Here is a 15,219-nt window from a genome sequence, read left to right on the forward strand (position 1 = left end):
CGCAAAGCGCAGTCTTTTGGTAAGGAGGTGATCCAGCCCCAGGTTCCCCTAGGGCTACCTTGTTACGACTTCACCCCAGTCATGAACCACACCGTGGTAAACGCCCTCCCGAAGGTTAAGCTATCTACTTCTGGTGCAGCCCACTCCCATGGTGTGACGGGCGGTGTGTACAAGGCCCGGGAACGTATTCACCGTGGCATTCTGATCCACGATTACTAGCGATTCCGACTTCATGGAGTCGAGTTGCAGACTCCAATCCGGACTACGACATACTTTGTGGGATTCGCTCCACCTCGCGGTCTTGCTGCCCTCTGTATATGCCATTGTAGCACGTGTGTAGCCCTACTCGTAAGGGCCATGATGACTTGACGTCGTCCCCACCTTCCTCCGGTTTATCACCGGCAGTCTCCCTGGAGTTCCCACCCGAAGTGCTGGCAAACAAGGATAAGGGTTGCGCTCGTTGCGGGACTTAACCCAACATTTCACAACACGAGCTGACGACAGCCATGCAGCACCTGTCTCACGGTTCCCGAAGGCACTCCCGCATCTCTGCAGGATTCCGTGGATGTCAAGAGTAGGTAAGGTTCTTCGCGTTGCATCGAATTAAACCACATGCTCCACCGCTTGTGCGGGCCCCCGTCAATTCATTTGAGTTTTAATCTTGCGACCGTACTCCCCAGGCGGTCTACTTAACGCGTTAGCTCCGAAAGCCAGTGTTCAAGACACCAACCTCCAAGTAGACATCGTTTACGGCGTGGACTACCAGGGTATCTAATCCTGTTTGCTCCCCACGCTTTCGCATCTGAGCGTCAGTCTTTGTCCAGGGGGCCGCCTTCGCCACCGGTATTCCTTCAGATCTCTACGCATTTCACCGCTACACCTGAAATTCTACCCCCCTCTACAAGACTCTAGCCTGCCAGTTCCAAATGCGATTCCGAGGTTGAGCCCCGGGCTTTCACATCTGGCTTAACAAGCCGCCTGCATGCGCTTTACGCCCAGTAATTCCGATTAACGCTCGCACCCTCCGTATTACCGCGGCTGCTGGCACGGAGTTAGCCGGTGCTTCTTCTGCAGCTAACGTCAAACAATACCGCTATTAACGATACCGCCTTCCTCACTGCTGAAAGTGCTTTACAACCCGAAGGCCTTCTTCACACACGCGGCATGGCTGCATCAGGGTTTCCCCCATTGTGCAATATTCCCCACTGCTGCCTCCCGTAGGAGTCTGGACCGTGTCTCAGTTCCAGTGTGGCTGATCATCCTCTCAGACCAGCTAGGGATCGTCGCCTAGGTGAGCCGTTACCCCACCTACTAGCTAATCCCACCTGGGCCAATCTTAGCGCGAGAGGCCCGAAGGTCCCCCTCTTTGCTCCGTAGAGATTATGCGGTATTAGCCATCGTTTCCAATGGTTATCCCCCACACTAAGGCATGTTCCCAGGCATTACTCACCCGTCCGCCGCTCGCCGCCCAACAAATCCCCCGAAGGGTCAATGTTGTCGCTGCCGCTCGACTTGCATGTGTTAGGCCTGCCGCCAGCGTTCAATCTGAGCCATGATCAAACTCTTCAATTAAAGTTTTGGCTCGATGAATACTAAATTAAATTGACTGTGCCAAAATAACCGAAGTCATTTTGAATTGGTCACTCAGTTCATCGATAAATCTTTTTGACTATCAGTTCACGAGTGCCCACACAGATTGCATGGTCAAATTGTTAAAGAACTTACAGCAACAAACGATTGACTTGTCGTTGCTGAGGTTGCGCATCTTACCAGAAGCAACCACCCTGTCAACAGTTTTTTTTGAAGTAATTTCCTCAAAACCCTTTACTGACAGGTCTCAGATTTGAAAAGCTAGGTTTTTATAAACTTAGCAATACAAGCCTGAGGAAAGGCTGATAATCATAGTCGTTCAAACGATGATGTCAAGCTTTTAACACTCAACAAATTATCAAACCTATCGACCAACAAGTTATTCACATGTTATGGATAACTTATCCAAGACCGCCAACCGTGCTGGTGAGGCGGCATTATAGGGACTCCTATTATATTGGCAAGGTAAAATATTGTCTTTTCTTCTCACTTGATGAGAAAAACAACATTAACCGGTTAAAAACACAAAATACCAGCAATTATTGAGAGTGTTTACCTCAAAAATCTCATTAAGCTTAGCCGAAAATCACAATTTCAAACGTCAAAATGCAAACAGGACTGACAATGTCAGCCCTGTTTGAAGGAAATGATCGATTTAAACTGTCAGAGAAACAATAAAAGAAGGATTTAACAGTTCTTCCCGGTGATACTGCAGAGGTTGCCCTTCCTTATCCAAGACAATAGCACCTGCACTTTCCGCAATACATTGACCCGCCGCCGTATCCCACATCATCGTTGGGCCGAGCCTTGGGTAATATTGAGCACGCCCTTCCGCTACCATACAAAACTTAAGAGACGAGCCGACCTCTGCCATTTTATGCTCGCCCAAGTTTTCCAGAAACCCTGCCAATTCAGGACTCGGATGGGAACGACTGCCAACCACTGTAGGAACCGTTGCAGGTCGGACCCGAATCCGTTCGCGTCCCGCTTTCGTTTCCAGCCAGGCCTGAGAACCGTCGCCTAACCAGCTTTTGTTCAATGCCGGGGCATGCACCACAGCCAACACTGGCTTGCCTTGCTCGATCAAAGCGATGTTCACCGTAAACTCACCGTTTTTACGAAGGAACTCTTTTGTGCCATCAAGAGGGTCAACCAGCCAGAACCGCTCCCACTTCTGCCTTTCTTGCCACGGGGTATGCGCCGATTCTTCTGACAGGATTGGAATATCAGGAGTGAGCTTTTCCAACTCTTCAATGATCAGGGCATTGGCTGCCAAGTCAGCTTCAGTAACCGGACTGCTATCCGCTTTTTCTGTTACCTGTACCTGACTGTGATAATGCTCCATGATCACTTTGCCGGCAGCAATTGCGATGTCATATAAAGACGACAGTTGATTCCCCACTCGTTACTCCTTACTAACGGATAATCTGATTGTGTTTAAGTTGAGCCACACACTGATCCACCAGCTCGCTGACAGTATAGTCGCCAGCCTGAAGGTGAATTTCTGGTGCCTCAGGTTTTTCGTACTCAGAGTCAATTCCAGTAAAGTGCTTAATTTGACCTGCGCGGGCTTTTTTATACAAGCCTTTGGGATCACGCTTTTCACATTCCTCTAATGGTGTGTCGACAAAGACTTCCAGAAACTCACCGCTCGGGAGCATGTCACGCACCAGTTGTCGTTCCTGACGATGGGGGGAAATAAACGCACTCAGCACAATCAATCCGGCATCGGCCATCAACTTAGCCACTTCGCCGATCCGGCGAATATTTTCCCGGCGATCTTCTGTCGAAAATCCCAGATCTTTGCACAAGCCATGGCGGATATTGTCACCATCAAGCAGATAGGTATGAAAACCCAATTCAGCCAGACGAGTTTCCAGCGCTCCGGCCACGGTGGATTTTCCCGCACCGCTCAATCCGGTGAACCATAATACGCAAGGTTGCTGCTTTTTCTGTTGTGATCTGAACGCTTTGTCAATTTGGTGAGCGTGCCACACCACGTTGTCATTATCATGAGTCTGTACAGCCGAGGTCATTATCAACTCCGTTTGTCATCAATACTTAAAATGGAAAGAGGCGTGGGATCAACGCCAGCACAACCACGGAATATACGCAGGAGACCGGTAGCCCAACTCGAAAATAATCTTTTAACCTATAATTGCCCACGGTGTAGACCAGCAGGTTGGTCTGATAACCGTAAGGCGAAATAAAACTGGCACTGGCTCCAAACAGAATCGCCATAATAAAAGGCATCGGATCGACCCCGTAACTTAGTGCCAGACTGTATGCAATTGGAAAAGCCAGAGCCGCGGCGGCATTATTGGTCACCAGCTCGGTGAGCACCAAGGTCATGAAATACACAGCAATCAAGCCGCCGTAGATGCCCCAACCGTTAAAAGCCGACATCAGTACGTTACCCATACTTTCAGATAGCCCACTAGACAGCATCAACTGCGCTAACGAAAGGGCTGAGCCCACAATCACAACGATGTCGACCGGGAAACGGCGTCTTAATTCGGCAAACGAGATCACCCCACTCACCACCAGCATGACCAAATATGCCGCCAGGCCTTTAATGATTGGCAACAGGTCAAACAATGAAGCCAGAATGACCGCCGCAAACCCAAACAGGACAGCCGCACTCTTTTTGCCATCCAGCTTAGCGCTGGAATCCAGCCCGCTGACCAGCACAAATTCACGGTTCAGCAAACGCTGTTTTTCATGAAACGTTTTACCCGGCACCACCACCAGAGTATCCCCGGCACGCAGCTCAATATTCCCCAACCCACCAGCCAGACGTTCGTGGCCCCGGCGAATGGCGACCACAACGGCATCAAACTTTTCACGAAATTCCGCGCTTTTCAGGGTTTTTCCACAAATCCCCGCCGACTGGCTGACGATCACTTCCAGCATCGACTGGCCATTTAAATGGTGTTGGCCGAACAGCTGTAATCCACTGATTTCCTGCAAAGTGGTAACACTTTCGACATCTCCACAGAACAACAGAGTGTCACCGGCCTGCAGCCGGGTATCCGGACACACCGGAGCCAGTGTTTTGCCGTCACGCAGGATTTCAGCCAGAAAGAGCCGACGCAAAGCCCGCAGCCCGTTTTCCGCAACGGTTTTTCCCACTAAAGGCGAATCTGCTTTGATCTTGGCTTCCAGAAAGTACGGCAGATCATCCTGACCCTGCTCCTCATGCACCGGTAACAGGTAACTGAGAGGGATCAGAATCACCAGCCCGACCACCAATACCGCGACACCAATAGCCGTCGGAGCAAAAAAGCCCAGACTCGGCAACCCGGCGTCTTCAACAAAGCTGTTAACGATGAGGTTAGTCGAGGTGCCGATGAGGGTCAGCGTGCCACCGAGGATTGCCGTATACGACAGCGGGATCAGCAATCGAGAAGGCGCATGACGCTGATTACGCTTGATGGCGCCAATCAGCGATACCACCACGGCGGTGTTGTTCGTGAATGAGGAAAGAAACGCTGTTGATAAGCCCAGTTTTGCGACAACGGTAGATTGTCCGCCCTGAGACAGTTGGCGGCCTACCCAGCTCACCAACCGCGTTTTCTCCAAAGCAATGGAAACCAGGATCAACAGCACCAGTGTCAGTAACGACGAATTGGTAAAATTCCCCGCCAGTGTCGGTAAATCAATCAAACCTAACTGGAACCCGATAAACGCGGCGCCTGCAAACAGGAACGCAGGTTTGATTCGGGTCAGCAGCAAACAGCTGATGATGACCAACAACATGGCGAAAACCATTCCCTGTTCCCATCCCATGTGCGTTACCCCAATAGCTTACTGATGTCCTTGGCATCCCAGTGTGGGAAGTGCTTACGGATCAGAGCATTCAATTCAATCTCAAAAGCTGAATATTGGGCCGTGGTGGCCGTGTGTTGCTCAGCCAGTGCTTCACGTACCATCCCCGCACCAACCGTGACATTGGTCAGTCGGTCAATGAAGATAAACCCACCGGTATCCGGGCATTGTGCGTAGCTGTCTGCCGCAATGGACTCAGTCAGGTTGATTTCACACAGGCCTATTCCGTTCAGCGGCAACTCAGGCGTCTCAAACGTTTGCAGGTTATTAATGTCGACCTGGTGACGAATGACTTCGACCGAACCGACCGTTTTCTTGCCCGCGACTTTAATATCGTACTGACGACCGACCTGCAGCGGCGCTTCCGCCATCCAGACCACATCCGCCAGCAGACGGTTACTCAGCGCCACGTTGCTGGTTATCGGTACCAAGGTATCACCACGGCTGATATCAATCTCATCGGCCAGAGTCAGAGTCACGGCCTGACCGGCAACCGCTTGCGGCAGATCACCATCAAAAGTCACAATGCGATCCACGATCGAGGTTTTACCGGATGGCAATGCTTTGATTGCGTCCCCGACACGTACCACGCCGGATGCAACCGTACCAGCGAACCCACGGAAATCGAGATTCGGGCGGTTGACATATTGCACCGGCAGACGGAATTCACCGGACTGACGATCTTTACTGATATCCACCGTTTCCAGCAGTGACAGCAAAGATTCCCCGTCATACCAAGGGGTGCTGTCACTCAGCTCCACCACGTTGTCACCATCCAGCGCGGACAACGGCACCAACTTGATATCCAGTTCAGCATTTAGCTGGGCTGCAAATGTCAGGTATTCATCCCGGATGGCATCGAAGCGCGATTGCTCAAAGCCCACCAGATCCATCTTGTTCACCGCCACGATAAAATGGCGGATCCCCAGCAGACTGGCGATGTAGGAATGGCGTCGGGTTTGATCCAGTACCCCTTTACGGGCATCAATCAGAATCACAGCCACATCACAGGTCGATGCACCGGTTGCCATATTACGGGTGTATTGCTCATGCCCCGGGGTATCGGCAATGATGAACTTGCGCTGTTTGGTAGAAAAATAGCGATACGCCACATCAATTGTGATGCCCTGTTCGCGTTCAGCCTGTAGGCCGTCCACCAGCAACGCCAGATCCGGTTTATCACCGGTCGTGCCAACTTTCTGGCTGTCAGCGTGAATCGCGGCCAGCTGATCTTCATAAATCTGCTGCGAGTCATGCAGCAGTCGACCAATCAGGGTACTTTTACCGTCATCCACCGAACCACAGGTCAGGAAACGCAGCAGGGATTTGTTCTGGTGCTGATCCAGGTAGGCTTCAATGCCTAACTCAGCCACTTGTTGTTCAATTACACTGTTCATCCTGCTCTCCTTAGAAATAACCCTGACGCTTCTTCAGCTCCATCGAACCGGACTGATCGTGGTCGATCGCCCGTCCCTGACGTTCACTGGACGTTGCCACCAGCATCTCTTCGATGATGCCTGGCAAGGTATTCGCTTCAGACTCAATAGCCCCGGTCAGCGGGTAACAGCCAAGGGTACGGAAACGGACGCTCTTGTGTTCAATCTGCTCACCCGGCTTCAGTTCCATCCGATCATCATCCACCATGATCAGCATGCCATCACGCTCAACCACCGGACGAACGGCCGACAGGTACAGCGGCACGATTTCAATCCCTTCCAGATAGATGTATTGCCAGATATCCAGCTCGGTCCAGTTCGACAGCGGGAAGACTCGGATGCTTTCCCCTTTGTTAATCTGGCCATTGTAGGTATGCCACAATTCCGGACGCTGGTTCTTCGGATCCCAGGTGTGGTTTTTGTCACGGAACGAGTACACCCGCTCTTTGGCACGAGACTTTTCCTCGTCCCGGCGCGCGCCGCCGAAGGCCGCGTCAAAACCGTATTTATTCAGCGCCTGCTTCAGCCCCTGAGTCTTCATGATGTCGGTGTGCTTTGACGAACCGTGAGTGAATGGGTTGATCCCCATCGCCAGCCCTTCCGGATTCTTATGCACCAGCAATTCAAAGCCGTATTTCTGCGCCGTACGATCACGAAACTCGATCATTTCGCGGAATTTCCAATCGGTATCCACGTGCAGCAATGGAAACGGAATCTTGCCCGGATAAAAGGCCTTACGTGCCAGATGCAACATGACCGATGAATCTTTGCCGATCGAGTACATCATGACGGGGTTATCAAATTCCGCAGCGACTTCACGGATGATGTGAATGCTCTCCGCTTCCAGCTGCTTAAGGTGGGTAAGTCGTTTAGGGTCCATTACTCTCTCCATGCTAAGCCAGCTTCACAACCGTTGATTGCTCATCAAACGTGTTATGCAATTGCTGTTCCTGCTTGCCGAACCAATGTAGTTTTTCTGAAAGGTTTACCACTTCACCAACCACAATCAGCGACGGTGAGGCAGCTTGTTGAGCGAGATCAGCCAGCTCAGACAGCTGACCTTTAAATACTTTTTGCGAACGCTGGGTACCACGCTCAATGATAGCAATCGGGGTGTCTGGAGCACGTCCATGTCTAATTAAATTTAGTTGAATATCCAGAGAATTCATCAGCCCCATGTAGATCACCAGAGTTTGATTGCCCCGTGCCAGCGTGTGCCATTCCAACTGTTTGCCGTCCGGCTTGATATGACCGGTCACGAACATGGCAGTTTGGGCATAGTCACGGTGGGTCAGCGGGATCCCGGCATAGGCCGTTGCCCCGGCTGCGGCCGTAATGCCCGGCACGACTTCAAACGGGATATTGGCATCGAACAGCACTTCCAGCTCTTCGCCACCGCGCCCGAACACAAACGGATCCCCGCCTTTCAGGCGTACCACCCGTTTGCCCTGCGACGCATACTGCACCAACAGGCGGTTGGTCTCTTCCTGCGGCACACTGTGGAACCCGGCTTTTTTACCGACACTGATCAGTTCCGCATCCCGGCGAACCAGATCCATCACTTCGTCTGACACCAGATAGTCATACAACACGACATCGGCCTGCTGCATGAGCTGCAGGGCTCGTAGCGTCAGCAGGCTGGCATCACCGGGACCGGCCCCAATCAGCGCCACTTCACCACGGGATTCCACCCCGTTGGCCAACGCTTCCAGCTCCAGCTCGGCAGCTGCGTGATCGCCTTTGGCGACCAAAGAGGCAAAGCGTCCGGCGAACGCCTGCTCCCAGAAACGGCGACGCTCTGCAAAAGAGGTCACTTTTTCTGTCAGGCGAGAGCGAAAACGCCCGGCCAGGGTGGCCATCGTGCCGAGATGCTGCGGCAACAGGGCTTCCAGTCGCTCACGTACCAGGCGGGCCAGTACCGGAGCCTGACCGGAAGACGACACAGCGACGATAATCGGGGAGCGATCCACAATCGACGGCACAATAAAGCTGCATCGCTGAGTGTCATCCACCACGTTTACCAGTACCTGCCGCTGATTGGCAGACTGGTAGACCAGTGCATTCACGGCTTTTCGCTCGGTGGCGGCAATCGCCAGGAAAATGCCGTCCAGATCGCTGGGCGAGAAAATGGTACCGATATGGGTCACCTGACCCTGCTCAACGGCATACTGGAATTCCGGAGACAGCGCTTCGGCAATCACCCGGACATCTGCACCGGCTTTCAGCAGCATGCGGGTTTTGCGCCAGGCAATATCATTTCCGCCTACCACCAGGCATGGTCGACGCTTTAAGTCAGCAAATATCGGCAGATAATCCATGTTCCGTGCTCCCGCAATCTCGTTAATTAGGAGCACTATAGAGGGGCGTAAATATGACCTGAAATTCTAAAATTTCATTTTTTATTCCAAAATGTTTGAGCTACGGGCGGAATGGGACGGGAAGGGAGCCAGAATAGGCAAAATCCTGCAGATGATGGGAATTGTCGCCTAACCAGCGGCTACGGTTAGTCTTTTTTCAACTATGCTATCACTTTTTGGCCTAGCATCCGGTGGGCTGTGATGGCCTCCCGATACTGAATGCGTCGGCATATTTCCCCGGCACGGAAAGAAAATAGAGATCTCCGGCACATTAAGGCAATCATGTCACCAAACATGTACACACTTTTTGCTACCTTATGCACGCTTTCCTCTTTCCTGTGATCACGGAGATATCCATGAAGCTCTCAGCCAAACCTCTGTCTATCGCTATTCTGAGCGGCCTGCTGGCAGCAGCCGGTCCTGCAATGGCCGATACCATTAAGCTTCGCATTCTGGAAACCACTGACATTCATACCAATGTCATGGATTACGACTACTACAAAGACAAGCCGACCCTGAAAACAGGTCTGGTGCGTACCGCCACGCTGGTGCAGCAGGCTCGCGGCGAAGTCACCAACAGCATTCTGGTCGACAACGGTGACCTGATTCAGGGCAGCCCAATGGGCGATTACATGGCAGCCAAGGGCCTGAAAAACGGCGAGGTGCACCCGGTTTATAAAGCCATGAACCTGCTGGACTACGAGGTCGGCAACCTGGGGAACCATGAGTTCAACTATGGACTCGATTTCCTCAAGGCATCCCTGGCGGGAGCTAGCTTCCCGTACATCAATGCCAACGTGTACGATCTGAAAACCGGCAAGAACCTGTTTACGCCTTACCTCATCAAATCGTACACCTTCAAAGATACCGAGGGTGGCGAGCATGACGTCAAGGTCGGCTACATCGGTTTCGTGCCGCCGCAGATCCTGATCTGGGATAAGAAGAACCTGGAAGGCAAAGTCGAAGCCAAAGACATCAAGCAAACCGCAGAAAAATTCGTCCCGCAGATGAAGGCCGAAGGGGCGGACATCATCGTGGCTATTCCGCATTCAGGAGTCTCGGCAGATCCTTACAAAGTGATGGCGGAAAACTCGGTCTACTACCTGACGCAAGTCGAGGGGATTGACGCTATCGCCTTTGGGCACTCCCATGCGGTTTTCCCGGGCGAGGCGTTCGCGCAGCTACCTAACACCGATATCGAGAAAGGCACCATCAATGGTGTCGCTGCCGTGATGCCGGGCCGCTGGGGCGATCACCTGGGGGTTATGGATCTGGTACTGGAAAAAGACGGCGAGAGCTGGAAAGTCACCGCTGCTCAGACCGAAGCCCGGCCGATTTTTGACAAATACAAAGGTGAAGCGCTGGTTGAGGCTGACCCGAAACTGGTTGATGCGATCAAAGCCGAACACAAAGGGACCCGGGATTTTGTGAACCAGCCGATCGGCCAGGCCAGCGATGTGATGTACAGCTTCCTGGCACTGGTGCAGGATGATCCGACCGTGCAGATCGTCAATCTGGCACAGAAAGATTATGTTGAGCGCTTTATTCAGGGCGATCCCGACCTGGACGGCATTCCGGTTCTGTCCGCCGCCGCACCATTTAAAGCCGGCGGTCGTGGTAACGATCCAACCAATTTCACCGAAGTGGAATCCGGTCAGCTGACATTCCGCAATGCCGCCGATCTGTACCTGTACCCGAATACCCTGGTGGCGATGAAAGTCACCGGCAAAGAAGTGAAGGAATGGCTGGAGTGTTCCGCCGGTCAGTTTAACCAGATTGATACCCAATCCGAGCAACCGCAGGGACTAATTAACTGGGATGGTTTCCGCACCTATAACTTCGATGTCATTGACGGTGTGAACTACAGCATCGATGTGTCCCAACCCGCCCGCTACGACGGTGAATGTAAACTGATCAACGCGCAAGCAGAACGGATCGGGAACCTGACTTATAACGGTAAACCGGTCGACCCGGCACAGCCGTTCATTATTGCCACCAACAACTACCGTGCCTACAGCGGGAAGTTTGCCGGCACTGGCGAAGCTTACGTTGCCTTTGCTTCCCCGGATGAAAACCGCACGGTTGTTGCTGACTACATCTCCCGCATCAGTAAAGAACGCGGGCAGGTCGTCCCGAGCGCAGACAACAACTGGCACTTCACGCCGCTCAAGAGTGACAAACGCCTGAATATCACGTTTGAAACTGCACCGGGCGAAAAAGCAGCCGGATTTATTCAGAGCAAAGGCCAGTACCCGATGAAACAGGTCGGTACCGACAAAGTCGGCTTTGCGGTTTACCGCATCGACCTGCAAAAATAACGGCTCCAGCCATAAGAAAATGTACTGCATACCGCAGCTTCTGCTGCGGTATTTTTTTGCTATGATTCCGGCATTATCACCCTAGATAGGTTTATCACCATGCATGCGGTCTTCGCCGAGTTTCTTCGCGAACACGGAGCCTGTGACGCAACAGTGAACGAAGCCCTGGCGGTTGCCAGTCCGCTCGAGTTGCCGACTCGCCATGTTCTGCTCAATCAGGGCGCCGCCCCTGACTCCGTCTATTTTCTGATTGATGGCGTTTGCCACGCCTGCTACCTGACTCCCCAGGGAAAACAGTTCAGCAAGGAATTTTACTGGGATCAGGACATCCTGATCGGCTTTGAGAGCCTGCTGACCGGCTCAGCCTCACCGTATTTGCTGGAAACCCTGTCGGCCAGCCACCTGCTAGCCCTGCCAATCAGCCTGCTCAATCATTGGCGAGAGCAACGCAATCCCCTGTATGTCCGACTGCTCGAACGTCAGCTTCGTTTCAAGGAACATAAGGAGCGATTCATGCTGCTCCACAGTCCGGAGCAACGCTTACAACTGTTTTGCGATAGCTTCCCGGAATTGCTGGAACGGGTGACCGATTACCAGCTGGCCTCTTACCTGGGCGTGACCGCGACCAGCCTGAGCCGAATCCGCAAGCGCCAGGATTCACCGCACCCGTAACCGTGATAGTTCGCTTTTGTAAATGCACAGGCGGTCAGTATGCATTATGCTGACCGCATCCTGAGCGATGAGATATGGTAACGAGGAGAGAAGATGCAGTGGCACTGCCTGAGTTTTGATCAACTGACCACCCACCAGCTATACGATTGCCTGAAACTGCGCTGCGATGTGTTCGTGGTGGAGCAAGCATGTCCTTATCCGGAACTGGACGATCATGATCGCGCCCCGGGAACGCGTCACCTTCTGGGCTATCAGGACAACCAGCTGGTTGCCTATCTGCGCTTGCTGGCACCGGGCACGACTTACCCCAACGTCAGCCTTGGCCGGGTTGCCACCGCAGCCACGGCGCGCGGCAACGGGCTTGGTCACCGGTTACTGGCTGAAGGTCTGCGCCTGGCAGAACATCACTGGCCCGGTCAAACTATTGATATCGGCGCCCAGTCACACCTCCAGCCTTATTATTGTCGTTACGGATTTGAGCCGATTTCGGCAGAATACCTGGAAGACGGTATTCCCCATATTGATATGCGGCTACCCAAGGCGGTCAATGCTGACCAGCCCTGAGCGTCCTACCAGCAAAAAGCCACCGACAGTTCGGTGGCTTTTTGCTTATTGGTCTTCCGGGAAGTGAGAGCCAGGGGATACGACTATCTGGCTGATGCGCCGGCTACTGGCTACGCACAAAGCTGCCGTCGGAGCGGCGGAAAAACATCACCGGCTCACCGCTGCGCCCTTCGATTTGCAAGGCATCCAGTCCCCCGCCAGCGGTTTGCCGATAACGCAGCAACTGACCTGCCTGAACCTGACTCAGAGGTTTGTCTTTTCCTTCAATAGCGGCCAGGGCATACAGATCCGCCAGCGGCAGCGAACGTTCACGGAAAATCATCGCCAACGTTTCACCACTTTTCACTTTGTACTGCACCCACGGCTGCGATGACGACGGAGCAGACGCCGAGGCGTTCTGGGTCGCCTGGCCAGAAGCAGCTACTGGTTTTGCCGGGACCGGCTTGGTTTGAGCGGCCGGTGGCGGATTGAGTGGCCGCAGACGCTGCTCGACCACCTCCCGTTTCGGCGAAGCCGGTTCTGCACGATCACCAACCACCACCTGTTCCGGCTGAGGCTCATTCAACTGAAGTGACAGTTCTCGTCGCACCGGGTCACTGTTTTCAGCCGGGACCGGCGCACGGCTCGGCAGCATCAGCAGAATAGCCAGCAACGGTGCCAGCACCATCAGCGCACGACGGTGGAAGCGCGGTAACTGTTGCCATTTTTCCGTTACCGGTGCCAGTCGGGTTTTCAGTTTTTCCCGCATTGCCAGCAGCGAGGCCTTATCAAACGTGACGCGGGGCCATGTAAATTCTGTTTTCTTTTGTGTGCGGCGTTTGGCCTGTCCCATAAACAACACTCCAGCGCTTTCCAATTCATGCTTGACTCAAGACAGCATGTCACAATGGTTTACCCTCAGGGGGTGAAACTGTTATCCTGCCTGCTTCATTCACTCTACCAAAGAGATGACACCATGTCTGACGTAAAACTAGATACAGTTGAATCTAAAGCAAGCTACGGTATCGGTCTTCAAATGGGCCAACAGCTGGCACAAAGCGGCCTGGAAGGCCTGAATGTGGCAGCCATTGCTAAAGGTATCGCGACTTCACTGACTGGCGACATGCCAGAAATCGAAGTAGACGAGATCAACAATGCCCTGCGTGAACTTCACACTCGTGCCGAAGCTGCTCGCCAAGAGCAAGCGAAAGCAGCAGCAGCGGAAGGCGAAGCGTTCCTAAAAGATAACGCACTACGCCCTGAAGTTACAGTGACTGAATCTGGCCTGCAGTACGAGATCCTGGTTGAAGGTCAGGGTGACATCCCTACAGCAGACAAACAAGTTCGCGTTCACTACCACGGTGAGCTGACTGACGGTACTGTATTCGACAGCTCTGTTAAGCGCGGTCAACCAGCAGAATTCCCAGTAACAGGCGTGATCAAAGGCTGGGTTGAAGCCCTGCAAATGATGCCTGTTGGCTCTAAATGGAAACTGTACATCCCTCACGATCTGGCCTACGGCGAGCGTGGTGCGGGTACAGCTATCCCTCCATTTGCTGCTCTGGTATTCGAAGTAGAACTTCTGGATATCCTGTAATCCTTCCGAGGAAGACCAAAAACGGTGCTTCGGCACCGTTTTTTGATCGTCCCGACTGAATTTTAGTACCATCTGCCTGTCAGATATCCCCCAGCCTTTTCCCGATGCTCACCGGCAAAAGGTTTATTAACCCGGTCGATACTGGCCTTGCCCAGAAGACGACCACCCTTGGAGAAATAAGATGTCAGCAACTTGGTCTCGACGTATCCTTGTTATCGGCTCACTGACTGGTCTGCTCATGATGCCAGCCACCAGCTCAGCTTTCAGCCTGACGGATCTGTTCGGCAGCAAAACCACTGAAGCGGTTGCCGAGAACCCACTGGCCAGCCTGCTGAGCACTCAGCTGGGCGTAACGCCGGAGCAAGCCGCCGGTGGTGCTGGTGCCCTGCTATCCGCCGCAACCAGCCAACTGTCTGGATCACAAGCCACAGAGCTGGCCAAAATGATTCCGGGTGCAGAAGCCCTGACTGGCAGCCTACCTCCGGGCATTGGCGCTCTGCTGGGTAACATGGAAACCATCAACAAAATCTTTGCCGCACTGGGTATGGATGCCAGCATGGTCAGCCAGTTTGTCCCGGTTGTCCTGCAATTCCTGGGTAACCAGGGTGCCAGCGCCGGCCTGCTGCAGTCACTGGGTAACATCTGGGCTCCAGCGGCACAATAAGCCGTTTGCCTCCGTGTGACACGCGACGGCAAGATACCTGTCTGCCCTGTAGCCTCTGTCAGCGGGATGTAAAAATAACAAAGCCTTACCTGCGAACAGGTAAGGCTTTTTCATCTCCGCGTGTTAAGGACAGGTGCAAGTCTCGAAGTCGTCATCAGAGCAACGCAGCAAAGCCCCCGTATTACTGAACCCTACTACCCACTCTCCGGGTCTC

At 53.1% G+C, this 15,219-nt stretch carries 12 protein-coding genes and 1 rRNA gene; 5 read left to right on the forward strand and 8 right to left on the reverse strand.

The features are described from left to right. Positions 1-20: 20 nt before the first annotated feature. The 7 genes from FH974_RS14275 to cysG form a co-directional block, all read right to left on the reverse strand. Positions 21-1,572 (reverse strand): 16S ribosomal RNA (locus FH974_RS14275). 673 nt (positions 1,573-2,245) lie between these two features. Continuing rightward, the gene (cysQ, locus tag FH974_RS14280) at positions 2,246-2,992 is read right to left on the reverse strand and encodes a 3'(2'),5'-bisphosphate nucleotidase CysQ (RefSeq protein ID WP_107193937.1); all 747 of its coding nucleotides are present in this window, start codon (positions 2,990-2,992) and stop codon (positions 2,246-2,248) included. A 13-nt stretch (positions 2,993-3,005) separates the two neighbouring features. Then, complete coding sequence (gene cysC / locus FH974_RS14285; RefSeq protein WP_047887631.1) at positions 3,006-3,626, reverse strand: adenylyl-sulfate kinase; 621 nt, start codon at positions 3,624-3,626, stop codon at positions 3,006-3,008. A gap of 25 nt (positions 3,627-3,651) precedes the next feature. Continuing rightward, positions 3,652-5,379, reverse strand: coding sequence for an SLC13 family permease (locus tag FH974_RS14290; protein WP_047887630.1), 1,728 nt, complete (start codon positions 5,377-5,379; stop codon positions 3,652-3,654). Positions 5,380-5,384: 5 nt separating this feature from the next. After that, positions 5,385-6,815 (reverse strand): sulfate adenylyltransferase subunit CysN, encoded by a 1,431-nt coding sequence (cysN, locus tag FH974_RS14295; RefSeq protein ID WP_047887629.1) that lies wholly within the window; start codon positions 6,813-6,815, stop codon positions 5,385-5,387. 10 nt (positions 6,816-6,825) lie between these two features. After that, a complete protein-coding gene (cysD, locus tag FH974_RS14300) occupies positions 6,826-7,734 on the reverse strand; it encodes a sulfate adenylyltransferase subunit CysD (RefSeq protein ID WP_047887628.1) in 909 nt (302 codons plus the stop codon). A gap of 13 nt (positions 7,735-7,747) precedes the next feature. Beyond that, a complete protein-coding gene (cysG, locus tag FH974_RS14305; RefSeq protein WP_047887627.1) occupies positions 7,748-9,172 on the reverse strand; it encodes a siroheme synthase CysG in 1,425 nt (474 codons plus the stop codon). A gap of 395 nt (positions 9,173-9,567) precedes the next feature. On the opposite strand from cysG, the gene FH974_RS14310 reads away from it, so the two are divergent. The 3 genes from FH974_RS14310 to FH974_RS14320 all read left to right on the forward strand — a co-directional run bounded on the left by FH974_RS14310 (position 9,568) and on the right by FH974_RS14320 (position 12,765). Next, on the forward strand, positions 9,568-11,529 hold the full coding sequence (locus tag FH974_RS14310; protein ID WP_047887626.1) for a bifunctional 2',3'-cyclic-nucleotide 2'-phosphodiesterase/3'-nucleotidase: 1,962 nt from the start codon (positions 9,568-9,570) through the stop codon (positions 11,527-11,529). 99 nt (positions 11,530-11,628) lie between these two features. After that, a complete protein-coding gene (locus FH974_RS14315) occupies positions 11,629-12,201 on the forward strand; it encodes a Crp/Fnr family transcriptional regulator (protein WP_047887625.1) in 573 nt (190 codons plus the stop codon). A 93-nt stretch (positions 12,202-12,294) separates the two neighbouring features. Then, on the forward strand, positions 12,295-12,765 hold the full coding sequence (locus FH974_RS14320) for a GNAT family N-acetyltransferase (RefSeq protein WP_047887624.1): 471 nt from the start codon (positions 12,295-12,297) through the stop codon (positions 12,763-12,765). 103 nt (positions 12,766-12,868) lie between these two features. On the opposite strand, the gene FH974_RS14325 is transcribed toward FH974_RS14320, so the two are convergent. Next, positions 12,869-13,597: a LysM-like peptidoglycan-binding domain-containing protein gene (locus FH974_RS14325; RefSeq protein ID WP_047887623.1), complete on the reverse strand. Its 729-nt coding sequence runs from the start codon at positions 13,595-13,597 to the stop codon at positions 12,869-12,871. Positions 13,598-13,720: 123 nt separating this feature from the next. Between FH974_RS14325 and bamJ the strand changes: the two genes are divergently transcribed. After that, positions 13,721-14,341 (forward strand): BamJ family beta-barrel-assembly machinery protein, encoded by a 621-nt coding sequence (bamJ, locus tag FH974_RS14330; protein WP_047887622.1) that lies wholly within the window; start codon positions 13,721-13,723, stop codon positions 14,339-14,341. Between the two features lie 181 nt (positions 14,342-14,522). Beyond that, positions 14,523-15,005 carry a DUF2780 domain-containing protein gene (locus tag FH974_RS14335; protein ID WP_047887621.1) on the forward strand — a complete coding sequence of 161 codons (483 nt, stop codon included), beginning with the start codon at positions 14,523-14,525 and terminating at the stop codon, positions 15,003-15,005. Positions 15,006-15,219 lie beyond the last annotated feature (214 nt).

The organism is Photobacterium ganghwense (assembly GCF_017329545.1).
Taxonomy (GTDB): Bacteria; Pseudomonadota; Gammaproteobacteria; order Enterobacterales; family Vibrionaceae; genus Photobacterium; species Photobacterium ganghwense.

What these genes read in the sequence shown, in the direction of transcription:
- cysD (WP_047887628.1), bottom strand. Translation starts at nt 7,734, where the DNA reads ATGGACCCTAAACGACTTACCCACCTTAAGCAGCTGGAAGCGGAGAGC.
- FH974_RS14325 (WP_047887623.1), bottom strand. Translation starts at nt 13,597, where the DNA reads ATGGGACAGGCCAAACGCCGCACACAAAAGAAAACAGAATTTACATGG.
- FH974_RS14320 (WP_047887624.1), top strand. Translation starts at nt 12,295, where the DNA reads ATGCAGTGGCACTGCCTGAGTTTTGATCAACTGACCACCCACCAGCTA.
- FH974_RS14315 (WP_047887625.1), top strand. Translation starts at nt 11,629, where the DNA reads ATGCATGCGGTCTTCGCCGAGTTTCTTCGCGAACACGGAGCCTGTGAC.
- bamJ (WP_047887622.1), top strand. Translation starts at nt 13,721, where the DNA reads ATGTCTGACGTAAAACTAGATACAGTTGAATCTAAAGCAAGCTACGGT.
- FH974_RS14290 (WP_047887630.1), bottom strand. Translation starts at nt 5,379, where the DNA reads ATGGGATGGGAACAGGGAATGGTTTTCGCCATGTTGTTGGTCATCATC.
- FH974_RS14335 (WP_047887621.1), top strand. Translation starts at nt 14,523, where the DNA reads ATGTCAGCAACTTGGTCTCGACGTATCCTTGTTATCGGCTCACTGACT.
- cysG (WP_047887627.1), bottom strand. Translation starts at nt 9,172, where the DNA reads ATGGATTATCTGCCGATATTTGCTGACTTAAAGCGTCGACCATGCCTG.
- FH974_RS14310 (WP_047887626.1), top strand. Translation starts at nt 9,568, where the DNA reads ATGAAGCTCTCAGCCAAACCTCTGTCTATCGCTATTCTGAGCGGCCTG.
- cysN (WP_047887629.1), bottom strand. Translation starts at nt 6,815, where the DNA reads ATGAACAGTGTAATTGAACAACAAGTGGCTGAGTTAGGCATTGAAGCC.
- cysC (WP_047887631.1), bottom strand. Translation starts at nt 3,626, where the DNA reads ATGACCTCGGCTGTACAGACTCATGATAATGACAACGTGGTGTGGCAC.